This window comes from Streptomyces sp. NPDC091292 (genome assembly GCF_044757265.1).
Classification (GTDB): domain Bacteria; phylum Actinomycetota; class Actinomycetes; order Streptomycetales; family Streptomycetaceae; genus Streptomyces.
In genome coordinates this window covers 1-12,872 of sequence record NZ_JBIVUQ010000027.1, presented here as the reverse complement: position 1 = coordinate 12,872, position 12,872 = coordinate 1, and the positions used below count along the sequence as shown (strand labels likewise).

Annotated in this window: 12 protein-coding genes and 3 pseudogenes; 7 read left to right on the top strand and 8 right to left on the bottom strand. The window is 68.0% G+C overall.

The window, feature by feature from the left end; genetic code table 11:
- Positions 1 to 287: 287 nt before the first annotated feature.
- Positions 288 to 1,064, bottom strand: a complete 777-nt coding sequence (locus ACIQNU_RS39065) for an enoyl-CoA hydratase/isomerase family protein (protein WP_401376025.1) — start codon at positions 1,062 to 1,064, stop codon at positions 288 to 290.
- A gap of 114 nt (positions 1,065 to 1,178) precedes the next feature.
- Positions 1,179 to 1,604, bottom strand: a complete 426-nt coding sequence (locus ACIQNU_RS39060; protein ID WP_401376023.1) for a nuclear transport factor 2 family protein — start codon at positions 1,602 to 1,604, stop codon at positions 1,179 to 1,181.
- Positions 1,605 to 1,978: 374 nt separating this feature from the next.
- Between ACIQNU_RS39060 and ACIQNU_RS39055 the strand changes: the two genes are divergently transcribed.
- From ACIQNU_RS39055 to ACIQNU_RS39035, 5 genes and pseudogenes are all read left to right on the top strand, one after another.
- Positions 1,979 to 2,983: a hypothetical protein gene (locus ACIQNU_RS39055; RefSeq protein ID WP_401376020.1), complete on the top strand. Its 1,005-nt coding sequence runs from the start codon at positions 1,979 to 1,981 to the stop codon at positions 2,981 to 2,983.
- 6 nt (positions 2,984 to 2,989) lie between these two features.
- Positions 2,990 to 3,175, top strand: a pseudogene (locus ACIQNU_RS39050) (transcriptional regulator); the annotation flags it as partial.
- Positions 3,176 to 3,239: 64 nt separating this feature from the next.
- Positions 3,240 to 3,671, top strand: a complete 432-nt coding sequence (locus tag ACIQNU_RS39045) for an Rrf2 family transcriptional regulator (protein ID WP_401376017.1) — start codon at positions 3,240 to 3,242, stop codon at positions 3,669 to 3,671.
- Between the two features lie 158 nt (positions 3,672 to 3,829).
- Positions 3,830 to 3,931, top strand: a pseudogene (locus ACIQNU_RS39040) (3-oxoadipate enol-lactone hydrolase); the annotation flags it as partial.
- Positions 3,932 to 4,728: 797 nt separating this feature from the next.
- The gene (locus ACIQNU_RS39035; protein ID WP_401376015.1) at positions 4,729 to 5,124 is read left to right on the top strand and encodes an Imm7 family immunity protein; all 396 of its coding nucleotides are present in this window, start codon (positions 4,729 to 4,731) and stop codon (positions 5,122 to 5,124) included.
- Positions 5,125 to 5,139: 15 nt separating this feature from the next.
- Here ACIQNU_RS39035 and ACIQNU_RS39030 read toward each other — a convergent pair.
- A pseudogene (locus tag ACIQNU_RS39030) lies at positions 5,140 to 5,430 on the bottom strand (transposase); the annotation flags it as partial.
- Here ACIQNU_RS39030 and ACIQNU_RS39025 point away from each other — a divergent pair.
- Positions 5,427 to 5,807 (top strand): MFS transporter, encoded by a 381-nt coding sequence (locus tag ACIQNU_RS39025; RefSeq protein ID WP_401376185.1) that lies wholly within the window; start codon positions 5,427 to 5,429, stop codon positions 5,805 to 5,807. The pseudogene ACIQNU_RS39030 and the gene ACIQNU_RS39025 overlap by 4 nt on opposite strands.
- Positions 5,808 to 6,318: 511 nt before the next feature.
- A complete protein-coding gene (gene murC, locus ACIQNU_RS39020) occupies positions 6,319 to 7,785 on the top strand; it encodes a UDP-N-acetylmuramate--L-alanine ligase (protein WP_401376012.1) in 1,467 nt (488 codons plus the stop codon).
- On the opposite strand, the gene murF is transcribed toward murC, so the two are convergent.
- From murF to ACIQNU_RS38995, 5 genes are all read right to left on the bottom strand, one after another.
- Positions 7,782 to 9,200 carry a UDP-N-acetylmuramoyl-tripeptide--D-alanyl-D-alanine ligase gene (murF, locus tag ACIQNU_RS39015; RefSeq protein WP_401376009.1) on the bottom strand — a complete coding sequence of 473 codons (1,419 nt, stop codon included), beginning with the start codon at positions 9,198 to 9,200 and terminating at the stop codon, positions 7,782 to 7,784. The genes murC and murF overlap by 4 nt on opposite strands.
- A 29-nt stretch (positions 9,201 to 9,229) precedes the next feature.
- Positions 9,230 to 9,943: a C39 family peptidase gene (locus ACIQNU_RS39010; RefSeq protein WP_401376006.1), complete on the bottom strand. Its 714-nt coding sequence runs from the start codon at positions 9,941 to 9,943 to the stop codon at positions 9,230 to 9,232.
- Positions 9,918 to 10,925 (bottom strand): threonine/serine dehydratase, encoded by a 1,008-nt coding sequence (locus ACIQNU_RS39005; RefSeq protein WP_401376003.1) that lies wholly within the window; start codon positions 10,923 to 10,925, stop codon positions 9,918 to 9,920. Before ACIQNU_RS39005 ends, ACIQNU_RS39010 begins: the two co-directional genes overlap by 26 nt.
- A 19-nt stretch (positions 10,926 to 10,944) precedes the next feature.
- Positions 10,945 to 11,919, bottom strand: a complete 975-nt coding sequence (locus tag ACIQNU_RS39000) for a D-alanine--D-alanine ligase (RefSeq protein WP_401376001.1) — start codon at positions 11,917 to 11,919, stop codon at positions 10,945 to 10,947.
- Positions 11,920 to 12,097: 178 nt separating this feature from the next.
- Positions 12,098 to 12,547 (bottom strand): ATP-binding protein, encoded by a 450-nt coding sequence (locus ACIQNU_RS38995; RefSeq protein WP_401375999.1) that lies wholly within the window; start codon positions 12,545 to 12,547, stop codon positions 12,098 to 12,100.
- Between the last annotated feature and the right edge of the window lie 325 nt (positions 12,548 to 12,872).

Below are 12,872 nucleotides of genomic sequence, written 5' to 3'. Positions count from 1 at the left end.
CCAGGGTGGCACATACTTGTCGATTCTGCCACCAAGAATCGATATTTTGCTTGAGCGGCGATGTTATGTGAGTTTGCCGTTGATCTCAGACGCTGGTCAGCGGCGCGGCAGCGCTCTGCATTCCCCGTGGCCACGCGGGCGTGCGGGAAGGTGGTGGAGAGAGCGTGGGTGCTGTGAGTACGTCACCGATCGCCCCCACCACGCGGCGCCTGGACGCTGCGACGACCAAGGCAGCAGCCGTCCTCCGATGCCCGAATGGGCAGTCGCGCCGCTTCAGTCCCCTCGTGCTACTCGCCCGCGAACGTCGGCCTGACGATGTCGGCGCCGGTCTCGGCAGCCTTCTTGACGGCGGCGAACGCGTTCTGTGCGTCCGAGGACTCGAAGAGGTCCATGGTGAGATCGAGCGTCAGCTGATCCGCGGACGGCACTCCACCGCCCGACCAGGCTTTGAACAGGGACCGGACCGCGGCGTAGCCGCGTGTGGGTCCTGCCGCGAGCCGTTCGGCCAGACGATCGACGGCTTCTTCCAACTCGTCGCCGGGAACGACAAGGTTGACCAGCCCGCTCCGCGCGGCCTCGGCCCCGGTGAGGGTGTCCGACAGCAGCACCTGCTGAACCGCGCGCCCGCGACCCACTCGCTCGGCGAGGCGCTGCACGCCTCCGGCCAGCGGCGCCATGCCGGTGTCCGCCTCCACCCACGTGAACGTCGCATCCTCGGCGGCGACGATGAGATCACAGCGCAGGACAAGCTCGTAATGGCCGCTGACTGCGCGCCCGCGCACGGCGGCGATGGTGGGTACGCGCAGGGCCTCGACAGCCGCGTATGCCTGATTCACTTCGGCGATGAAGGTGCGGAACCAGTTCCGGTCCTTGCCAGGCCATTCCGGAACGAAACCACCGGTGCCGAAGTTCGGGCCCGTGGCGCGTACCACCAGGACCCGGATGTCGCTGACGCTTGCCTCATGGACTGCCGCCAGCAGGTCGTTGGCGAACCTGCGGCTCAACGCATGGTCGGGCGGGTCGACAAGGACGATGCTCCCGACGCTTCCGCTCCGCTCGAACATGACTGCCTTCATGATGTTCTTCCTCTCACGGTTGAACCTCGGAATGGATGACAGCGTTCAGGGCATCGGGGACGTGCCGCGTCCGCCCGGCTTTCCTCAAGGCTCAAGCCTCGTTCAGTCGGTACCGTCCCCGTGAAATGCCTGGTCGACGATCAGGGTGTCCTCGTAGAGGTGCATCACGACGATCTGGCCGTCCTCGATCACCAGATGGAGAGAGGCCGGCGTGGTGAACCGCTTGCCGCTGGCCGCGATGAGGTGGCTGAAGGTCGCGAGCAGTACCACGTCACCGCCCTCGACGATGATCCGCTCCAGCGCGACCTGCGACTCGCCGGGCACGTAGTGCGGCCACATCGTCGTGAAATACGGGGCGACTTCCTCGCCTCGTGTGCGGCGACCGGTCCAAGGCAGCTTGTCGCTACCGGGAACATGCCAGTCGATCTCTGGTGCGAACAGCTCCTGAATCCCCTCCTGGTCCTGCTTCCCGAGGCGTTCGAGGAACTGTCCCGCGACAGCGCGCGAGGTCTCAGTGTCCGTGGACATGGTCTCTCTCCCTTTCGTGGTGACGTGGCTTCGTTGGGCAGTGCTCCGGAACGTCTTCGCCCCGTGCAACGGCCGCCGTGTCACCGGCCGCGCGCCCCCATCCCTTCACTGTAACTGAAGTAGTTACGACTGTAGCGCGCGGAAGGGTTCGCGACCACCAGAGCCACCCCGGGGTCGCCCGCGGCCCGGACGTTCGTCATTGAGGTAGCCACCAGGCACACTTTCAACGTCGAAATGCTGTGGACACTCAGGGTGCTGTCGCTCGTGGTCGGCGAACACCGCGATGGGGAGAGGTACGGATGGCCGCGCACGGATACTTCGCACTGGACGTTTCGTCCCGATGGCGGCTCATGACGCCGGAGGGAGATCCGTTCTTGTCCATCGGCGTCGTCCATGCGGACGACACGAATCTGCGGTATCCGCACAACATCGGCCTGTTCGCCGAGCGTTACGGGTCCTCGCGTCGGCGTTGGCTGCGTGAGGGGTTGGTGCCGGAGCTGTCGGCGTGGGGGTTCAACACGTTGGGGTGGAGCGCGGAGTACGTCAGTGGCAGCGGGTTGTCGGCCACGCACGACTCGGTCGACCTTGGCCACTCGGACGGCCTGCCTGACGACGAGGTGGCCGGCGCCGGCCTGCCCTACACGCTGTCTCTGCGGGTGGCCGAGATTGAGCACTGGAACGGCCATCCGGCCTATCGCGACCCCCGGTCCGAGGCGTTCGCGCAGTGGTGCGATCACCTGGCCCGAACCCGGTGCCGGCCGGAGGACCCGAACCTGATCGGCTACTTCCTCGTCGATGCGCCGGCCTGGGCGCGGCGCTCTGTCGACGCGGGCTACCCGCAGAGCGAGCTGGGGGAGATCGCGGATGCCTACTACCGGGTCGCGGTCCAGGCCATCCGCCGCCACGACCCGAACCACCTGGTCCTCGGTGACCGCTACGGAACGCGGGCCGGAATTCCGGAACCGGTGCTGGATGCCGCCGCCGCCCACGTGGACGTCCTCAGCCTGCAGACCTTCCCTGCCGTCGACCAAGCCGCGATCGACGCGGTCGCCGACCGGTTCGACGCCTGGCACGAGCGCACGGGCCTGCCGATCCTCGTCGCGGACACGGGCAACTGGTGCCCGACGGTCATGAGCCCTTCGCGTACCGGGTCGGCGCGGGACCAGGCCGAGCGCGGCGAGGGCTACCGGATGATCGCCGACACGTTCGCAGCCCGGCCGTGGTGTCTGGGCTGGCACTGGTGCAGCTGGCTGGAGAACCCGCACCGCGGCTTCGGGCTCAAGGACCCGTGGGACGAGCCGTACACCGACCTGGTGAGAGTCGCCGAGGAGACCAACCGTCGTTGGAGGGAAGCCGTCGCAGCGGCGCCGCCCACATGATTCGGACTGACCGCCGTGGTCCTTCCTCTTTCCCGGAGCTGCCGCGTCAGCGGACCGCGGCGCGAAGAGGACGCAGTCCCGACCGGAGTCAGCGCTGACTACTGCACCCGCTCGGAGCAGGGCCGTGAGAGGCATCCTTCCGGCCAGGTCGTCGACGCCCTCGCACGTGCCCTGCGGCTGGAGTCCGACGCCTGCCGGCGCGCGGATTCTAATCGTAACCGATATTGATACAGTGTGATGGGAGACGATGGACGTCATGGGGGCCAACAGCAGGCTGACGGTGGCCGCGCACGCCCTGACCTGGATCGGGCTCTATCAGCGGCGCGGCAATGAGGTCGCGACCTCCGAGCAGATCGCGACGAGTGTCAACACCAACCCCGTGGTGATCCGCCGCCTGCTGGCTCAGCTGCGCAAGGCCGGCCTGGTCGACTCGCGGAGAGGTGCCGGCGCCGGCTGGACGCTGTCGCGGGACCTGTCGACGATCACCCTGCTCGACGTCTACGAAGCGGTGGAGCCAGGGCGGATCTTCGCTCTGCATCCCGCCACGCCCGACCCCGGATGCGTCGTGGGGCACGGCATAGCGCCGGTGCTGGGCGCCGCCTACGACGGGGTCGAGACCGCTCTCCGCGAGGAACTGTCGAGAACCACGCTGGAGGATGTGCTGTGCGACGTACTGAAAGCCACCTGACTTCGCCCGCAGGCCCCCATCGGGCCGCCTGCGAGCCGACTGGCTTGCGAGCTACATGGTCTCGCGACAGCACCGGGCCTGCCGTCGCGAGAGAGCCAGGGTCCGCTAGGTTCACCTCGGCGATGTGACTTCTCGTGACAGACGAGAGGGTCGGGCGGGTGAGCGAGACACCGGAGAACACCCTGCAATACCGCTTTGGCGGGCCAGACGACGCCCCGGTCCTGATCCTCGGTCGCTCACTCGGTACCACATGGCACATGTCGTAGAAGCCGTCCAGGGGTGTCCACGTGGTCGAGGGTGGGCATGTATGTCCAGATCTGATCCCTGGGGCGCGATAGTGTCTATGGGGTTCGTGGCACCGGATTGACAGTTGGTGACACGAAGGGGCCCCGCCGGTTTGCATTGCTCCGGCGGGGCCTCTTCGCGTGGCTCGTCAAGATTGTCTGCACCCTCCTTTATGGGTTCCTCATCTGATTCCGGGGGTCTTTGCGCGCGTGCGGTGGGTAGAGGGCGCGGATCTGCCTCTACCCGTGCGCTAGTCGACCGCGAGGACTCGACGTGCAGCGCATGTGCGGGCGACCTGGCCCGGCGGAAGACCGCTGGCAGCCGTTCGGCACGTGCCCTGATCTGCGGGTCGGAGTGAGTCAACGCCAAGGTGTGGACGCTCACGTAATTCCTCAGGCAGAAGTTGACGTGCTTCCCCAGATGCTGACGTGAACCGCGATGATGAGGCGGTCCGTGCCGGTCCCACCAGAGCACGACAAGAAGCTGCGGTTGGGATGCACCACGATAGAACTCGCGCAGGGCGTTGAAGTGCTCCTGCACGTACTTCTCAGGGCCACCGACGATCTTGTCTGCACCGTCGCCGATCAAGGATGCGGCCTCTGCTTCGTCTGTCGGCAGCGCGGCCAGGAGGGCCGGAAAGGGCGATCTGCCCAAGCAGTTCCGCAACGCGAGCCACTTGACCCGCGGAGAGGGCCGTGGGGGGCTAAGGCGTGTCCGGCGGATCATGCTGCCGCCGGAGCGGTGAAGCGGGTCATCTCACTACGATCGTGGGATGTTTGAGTACCACGGGTGGATCACGGTCAGGGAGACCGCAGCCAATGACGACGATGAGACTCGGTTGCGGCAGATCGTCGATGAGCTTCGCCGTTACATCGCCCAGATGGGCAGCCCGTATTTGCTTGACCTCAGGTGGATGAACGGCGCACCGTTCATCCACCTCGGCGGCTCTTCCAATCACCGCTCGTCTCCTGACGTTGTCGAACTGTTTGAGCGTGTGGCCGTGGTCGCCCCTGGTTCCTACGGACTCCTCCACTTTCACGATGACGAGGAACCGGATCGTGAGAACGAGATACGGGTGCTGAGGCTCGTTCGAGGCACGATCACGCAGCACAGGGAGGTATTGCTGTCTCCATACATCCCGACGGTGGAAGATCCCTTCACGGGTTGAGACGTGGTCCGGGGGTCAGGCTCGGAGCCAGAGCCGGATCGCGGCCACCGTGATGGTGCCGTGGAAGACGTAGGCCCGTTTGTCGAAGCGAGTCGCGACGGCACGGAAGCTCTTCAGGCGATTGATCGTCCGCTCGACCTCGTTGCGGCGCTTGTACTGCTCCTTGTCGAAGCCGACAGGTCGGCCGCCTCTGCTCCCACGGCGTCTACGGTTGGCTCTCTGGTCCTTCGGCTCGGGAATGGTGTGCTTGATCCGGCGCCTGCGCAGGTAACGGCGGTTGCTGCGGGACGAATACGCCTTGTCTGCGCTGGCAGCTGATCTCGGGGCCGATCTCCGACCAGTACGGGCGGCGGAGGATCCTGCTCGTCGGCGTCGTCGCCTACATCGTCATGTCGGCGGTGTGTGCGGCCAGCCCCAGCATCGAGATGCTCATCGCCGCCCGGTTCGTGCAGGGCCTGGCCAGCGGTGTCGGCATCGTCATCGCCCAAGCCGCCAGCCGCGACGTCTTCGACGGCAAGGAACTGATCCGCTTCTGCGGACGCCTCGCCGTCACCGGGTCGGTATCCGGCCTCCGCAGGCGACGTGACGACGTCAGCCAGAACGTGGTCCGGGGCGCGCGCGTGTCACGATTGGGTTGCGCGGGCGACATTGCCTCGGTGGGCTACGAGCGTACGACGCAGTAAACCGGTCACGAACTGCGCAGGTGTGACTTGGGCATCGGATGCTAACCGCGCGAGGCACTGCAGCTCTTCGGGCCCAAGGCATACGAGTAATCGATGCGTAGGCGTGAGGTTGAGGTCTGCCGGTTGGAGTTGCTCGCCGAGGTGATCGGTGAGGAGTTCGGCGAGGATCTCTGGAACCGGGGCGTTCGGTCTTTCGCCGTTGCGGATCCAGCGGCCCACTCGTGTGTGGTCGACTGCGATTCCGCTCTGTCCCCGCTCGGCGGCTCGGGCGTTGATTCGTCGTGCCGTTTCTGAGTGTGACCAGTCGGCGCGGGCGAGAGCGAGGGCCAACTGGCCATTGGGCGCAGGCATGTTAGGGCTCCCTGTCGGGTTGAGGGTGTGCGGAATAATCCGCACAGCCACTGGTCGTAGCGGGGTTGGGCGCCTGGCCAGGACGGTGAGGGGGAGGGCTCGGGAACGCCGGGGCCATCCCGTTGCGGCGGCCGGGCCATGCCGTCGTGAAGGAGCAGCCATGACGGAAACCAGGCACATTCAACTGCCCGCGCCTGTGCGGGACATCGACTGGCGGAGGCCGTTCTTCCTCGGGATCGGCGGTGCCGGTATGGCGCCGCTGGCGGCGTTGTGCCGGGAGTGCGGGGCGGTGGTCGCCGGGTATGACTCCGGGGACTGTGATGCGGTGTGGGCGTTGCAGGACCTGGGTGTCGACGTCGCGATCGGGGATGTCGAGGAGGCGTTGTGTGCGGTGCAGGAGGCGACGGTGGTCGTGTGGTCGACTGCGATCCCTGACGATCATCCGCTGCTGGCGGTCGCCCGGGAAGCCGGTGTTCCGCTGGCACACCGCTCCGATCTGCTCGCGGTGCTGATGGAGGACAAGGTCGCGGTGGCCGTGGCGGGGACGCACGGGAAGACGACGACGTCGGCGATGCTGTCGCGTGTGCTGTGGGAGGCGGGAGGGGACCCGTCGCACGTGATCGGTGGCGACGTGGGCGTTCCGTTGAGCGGGGCCCGTGCGGGCAGCGGGGTGTTCGTCGCCGAGGCCGACGAGTCCGACGGCAGTTTCACCCGGTACAGCCCGCGTGTGGGGGTCGTGCTCAACGTCGACAACGATCACCCCGAGGCATATCCGGAACTCGCGGATGCCGTTGAGGCGTTCACGCGGTTCGCCCTGTCGATCGCCGAGGGCGGGACGTTGGTGTGTTCGGCAGACGACGATGGCGCCCGGAGTGTCGCCAGTGCCGTGGCCACCCGTCGTGCCGGTCTGCGTGTGGTGACTGTCGGGGAAGCGGAGGACGCCGACTGGCGGATCCTCGGCATCGACCTGAGCCGGGACGGGATGTCCAGCAGGGTGTGCGTGCGAACCCCGGAGCAGGTCACCTACGCCTTCGAGGTGAACATGCCGGGGCGGCACAACGGGCACAACGCTGCCGTGGCGCTGGCCGCGGGGGCCGTACTTGGCTTCGACACCGAGCACTTGGCCCCGGGCCTGGAGGAGTTCGACGGTGTCGACGGCCGGCTCGGCCCTCTCGGTGACGTGCTCGGGGTGCGTTCCCTGTCCTCGTACGCGCATCACCCCACCGCCGTCACCGCCGACATCACAGCCGCCCGGGAGGTGGCGGGCCCCGACGGCCGCGTGGTGCTCGTCTTCCAGCCTTCCGGGTACGCCAGGGTCGCGCTGATGGAGGTGGAGTTTGCCCGAGCGCTGGCCGGGGCGGACCAGGTCCTTCTCCTTGAGATCCGTGATCTGGTGCTGCCGGAGCCGTTGTTCGGTGTGTGCAGCGAGCAGTTGGCCGGCGCGGTGCGGTCCCGGTACGGGCATGTGGCCTGCCCGGTGGGTGGTGTGGAGCGGACGGCGGGGCGGGTGGCCGCCGTGCTTCGGCCGGGTGATGTCCTGCTGGCGATGGGGCCGGGCGGCGAGCCTGCCGAGGTGGTTCGGCAGGCCATGAACATCGCCCTGGGTTCGCGGTTGAGGAGCGTCTAGTCGGCGGCCAGGACGCCCTGAGTGGTCGCCGCGGTGTCGGATTCGAGGACCTTCTGGACGAGGGCTTCGAGTCCGACACCGCGGCTGGCTTTGAAGAGCACGATGTCCCCCGGGCGCAGCAGTCCGTCGAGCAGGAGCTGTGCGGCGTCCTGGTCCGGGACGTGATGGGCGGTGCCCGCCCCCGCTGCCCGTGCTGCTTCGGCCATCCACTGTGCTTCGGTTCCCCCGATCGAGATGACGTGGTCGTAGCCGAGGGTTCCGGCGGCGGTGCCGACCTGTTCGTGGGCGGTGCGCGACTCGTCGCCGAGTTCCCGCATCTCGCCGAGGACGGCGATGGTACGCCGGTCCTTGCCGCCTCCCATCGAGGCCACCGCGCGCAGGGAGACCCGCATGGCGTCGGGGTTGGCGTTGTAGGAGTCGTTGACGACGGTCACCTCGTCGGGGCGCGTGGTGACCTCCATCCGCCAGCGGGACTGGACGGTGGCTTCACCCAGCAGTTCGGCGATCCGGTCGACGGGCAGGCCGGCTTCCCGGGCCACGGCGGCAGCGGCGAGGGCGTTGGAGACCTGGTGCTCGCCGAGCATCCGCATCGCGACCCGGGCGCGGCCTTCGGGGGTGACGAGGTCGAAGCGTGGTCGGCCGTCGGCGTCGATGTGTACGTTCTCGGCGCGGATCGTGGCGTCCGGGTGGAGGCCGAAGGTGATGACCCGGGCCGTGGTGCGGTCGGCCATCGCGCGCACCAGCACATCATCCGCGTTCAGGACGGCGAGTCCGGAGGCGGGCAGGGCTTCGACGAGTTCTCCCTTGGCCCTGGCGATCTGCTCCTTGCCGCCGAACTCGCCGACGTGGGCGCTGCCGACGTTGAGGACGACGCTGACCTGGGGCGGTGCGAGCCGGGCGAGCGAGGCGATGTCGCCGATGTGACGGGCACCCATTTCCAGTACGAGGAACCGCGTATCGGCGTCGGCGCGGGACGCGGTGACCGGCAGACCGATCTCGTTGTTGTAGCTCTGCGCGGTGGCGACGGTGGGTCCGGCGGCGGTGAGCAGGTGGGCGATGAGGTCCTTCGTGGAGGTCTTGCCCGCCGAGCCGGTGACCGCGATGACCGTGGCGGTCAGGTCGGCGATGACGTGCTGGGCGATCAGGCCGGCCGCGTCCAGGACGTGCGGGACGACGATGGCGGGGACGCCGACGGGCCGGGTGGTGAGCGCGGCGACGGCGCCTCGCTCGACGGCGCCCTGGGCATGGGCGTGTCCGTCGGTGTGTTCGCCCGTCAGCGCCAGGAACAGGGAGCCGGTCTCGGCCTGGCGGCTGTCGAAGACCAGGGGTGCGCTGACGCGTGCGGAGGGGTTGGGCACGTCGTGGAGTTCGCCGTGCACGATGCGGGCGATGTCGGCGAGGGCCAGGGGCAGCATGGGCGGCTTCTTCCAGGTCGGGGGATGGTTCAGGACGTTACCTGCCGGGTCCGCGCGTGGGGCGCAGGGCGCTGTCGTCCAGTCGGGGATACGTCGATCGAGATACCGCGGCCCGCGAAGAACGTTGCGAAGCGTTCGGTCGGCAGGGCGGCGGCCGTGGTGTCCGGGGTGTGGCCGGACGGGTTGCGGAAGAGGATGTGCCCGTCGTCGAGTCCGGTGGCCAGGATCAGGTGACCACCTCGGCGTGGAGGTGTGAGGTGTGGCCGGCGGATCTCCTTGGAGACCGACGCCATGACCATGTGCCCCGCCGCCAGTAGTCCGAGGAGTTCGTCCATGCGCATCTCGCGGTGCACGGTCGCGTCCAGGTCGTGTGTCTCGTAGGCGTAGGCGGCGAACGGGTCGTAGAACATGCCGTGGATGCCGTCCGTGTCCCGCGTGTAGGCGCCGAACGCGCGGGCGCCGGAGAGGAGTTGGAAGAGGTTCGGGGCCGTACCGGCGTCGCGGTGCAGGAGGATCATGCGCAGGCATGCCATGCCGCAGATGTGTCGGCACCACCTGCGGTACGCGTTGTGGGTCGGTGCCGCGGACTCCCGCCAGCGCGGGTCGTCTGCGGCATCGTGCCCGCCGTAGGCGATGTCCCCGATCAGCTCGGGGGACGCGTACTGCGTGACGACCGGAACAGGATCGTGCGGCGGATACGGCTGGTCGGTACGAGGATCAGCGCAGCAAGGCGGAGGGGGCATGGGGTTTGTGCTCCGTTCGGTCGAAGGCGGAGGTCAGAAGCGTGCGGTAGGTCGGCCAGTCGACGTTTCCCCCGGAGAGGATCACGCCCACCGGCCCTGGCGGCAGCCGGTCGGCACAGGCCAGGAGCCCGGCGAACGCGGTCGCTCCTGATGCCTCGGCGCGACTGCTGTAGTGCCGCCACAGCAATGCCATGGCGCGGACGATGTCCTGCTCGGAGACGGTTACCACGCGGTGCAGCAACCGTTGGTTGATCTCCCACGGAATCGGGGCGGGCATGATGTGTCCCAGACCGTCGGCGATGGTGACGGGCGGGGCGATACACACGCGCCGTCCGGCGTGCAGGGAGCGGCAGGTGTCGTCGGCGGCGCTCGGCTCGACGCCGATCACACGGATGCGGGTGTCGTGGGTGTGCGCGGCCAGGGCTGTGCCGGCGGCCAGACCACCTCCGCCGACCGGTACGAGGATCGCGGTCAGTTCGGGTGCCTGCTGGAGCAACTCCCAGGCTGCGGTTCCTGCCCCCGCGACCACTGCCTCTGAGTCGGCGGACGGCACGACCGTTAGCTGTTCGCGCTGGGCCCATTCGTCCACGATGGCGTCCCGGTGCTGGCGACGCCGGTGGTAGGTGATCACCCGTGCGCCGAGTTCCCGGATCGCTCGGAGTTTCACCGATGGTGCGTCGTGCGGGACCACCACGGTGACTGGGGTGTCGAAGTGTGTCCCCGCGAGGGCCAGGGCGTGGCCGTGGTTGCCGCTGGACGCGGCGATGACGCCGCGCCGTCGCGCGCGGGGGGACAGACGGGCGAGGGCGGTGAACGCGCCGCGCAGCTTGAAGGAGCCCGATAGTTGAAGGGATTCGGCCTTGATCACGACACTGCGGCCGAGCAGCGAGTCCATGTGGGGAGAGGACAGCAGCGGTGTGCAGATGGCGGTGCCGTCCAGCTCGCGGGCGGCGGACAGGACGTCCTGACTGGTCATCGACATGGTTGAGTGATCTCCCCGGTCACGGCCGGGCGCGGCGGTCGGTGTGAGCGCCGCGGGCGATGTGGGCGACGAGCTGGTCGTAGGTGACGCCGGCCGCTGCCGCCATCCGGGCCAGGTTTCCGTCCGGAGACAGTCCCGGCAGGGTGTTGGCCTCCAGCCAGAACACGCCGGAGTCCTCGGTGACGACGAAGTCGTGCCGGGAGACGCTGTGGCAGTGCAGGGCACGGTGCGCGAGGGCCGCCTGCCTGGCGAGGGACTGCACCAGCGGAAGAGTGAGGCGAGCGGGGCAGTGGTACGTGACGCCGCCCGAGCGCCGTTTCGTTTCGTACGAGTAGATCTCTCCCGACGTGTCCACCTCCAGGGGCGGAAATACGCGGAGTGAGCCGTCGGGGTACTCCAGGACACCCACGCTCACCGACCGGCCGGGGCAGAACTCCTCGACCATCAGATCCCTTGAAGGAGTGGCGACGTTGATCGTCATGGCCAGCCGGGTGACATCGCGCGCGACGGTCAGACCGATCGATCCGCCCTCATTGGTGGGCTTGACGATCACGGGAAACCCGAGGAGCCACGCGAGCCGGTCGGCTTCGAACTGTGCTCCGCGCGTGGGGTCTACCACCGACCCCGCAGGCACACGGACACCCGCCGCCTGGACGATGGCCTTCGCGACCGGCTTGTTCATAGCAAGGGCAGAGGAGAGCACCCCGGATCCCGTGTAGTCGATGCCCAAGGTCTCCAGCGCGCCTTGCAGCCGGCCGTCCTCCGCGCCCCGCCCGGCAATCGCGAGGAACGCTATGTGCACCTCGCTCAAGCCCTCGGCCAGTGCCGCACGAACGTCGAGGTCGATCGCCTTCGCTTTGACGTTCTGCCGGTCCAGCGATTCGAGAACGGCATGCCCGGACACCAGGGAACGCTCGCGCTCGCTCGACCAGCCACCGGTGATCACGGCGATCGGCGCCGGGTACTCGTCCGGATCGAGAAGGGGAAGGTTCATGACGGACTGCTCCAGTTCCTGTAGGGGAGGCGGTAGTGGGTGAGTGGATGCGGCCCGAGGTCCCGAACGGCCGCCATGGGAGTCGGCAGTGGTTGTTGACGGGGCGAACTGGTGCGCCGACCGGCACCACACGCATGCAGCCGCCGAGAAGGGGGCGCGACCGTGAGGTCTGACGTGGTTACGGTGAGCCGTCCAGGGAGAGGGTGAACCACACGGTCTTCCCCGCACCGTTGTCGAGAGGTTCGCTGCCCCACTGCGCCGCGATGGCATCAACGATCTGAAGACCGCGTCCGGACTCGTCGACGCCGGAGGTGGTGCGTTCACGCGGCAGGGTGGGAGAAGGGTCTTCCACGGAGACCCGGAGGCGGTGGGAAGAGCACTCCAGGCTGAGCGTGATGGTGTCGTCGCCGTGACGGCAGCCATGCTGCACGGCGTTGGCGATGATCTCGTGCGTGGCCAGAACTGCGGCGTCCACCACCTCGGGACAGTCCCACTTGGTGAGTTGGCCGACGATCTGGCGGCGGACATCCGCGAGGAGAGAGTTGTCAGCCGCGAAGACGGCCTGGAAGTACCGGAGTTCGAGGTGGGCGTTCATCACGACCGTCCCGTGGGCCCGGGGGCGTCGCACGTGATGAGTCCGCGGCGGGGGTGAAGGACCACGCCCTCAAGCAACAACTCAGGAAGCTTCCTTCCCGACGCCGGCACCATGAACGGTCGGGGTGCCGAAGGTGCCGCGATGCGGTCCGCAGTGCTGTTCATGTGCGCCTGTCTCCGTTCGGCAGGGAATTCAACGGGGGGTGTGGGCCGGTCGCGTCAGCGCGAGCGGTACGGGCAAGTTCCGCATGCCGCAGCCGACTTGGATCGTGTCCCTTGTCGTGGTGTAGCCGATCAAGGCGTGGGAGTGCGCGGGCGTCTGCCCGGGGCGCACACCTGATGGGGGTGGCCGCTCCCTG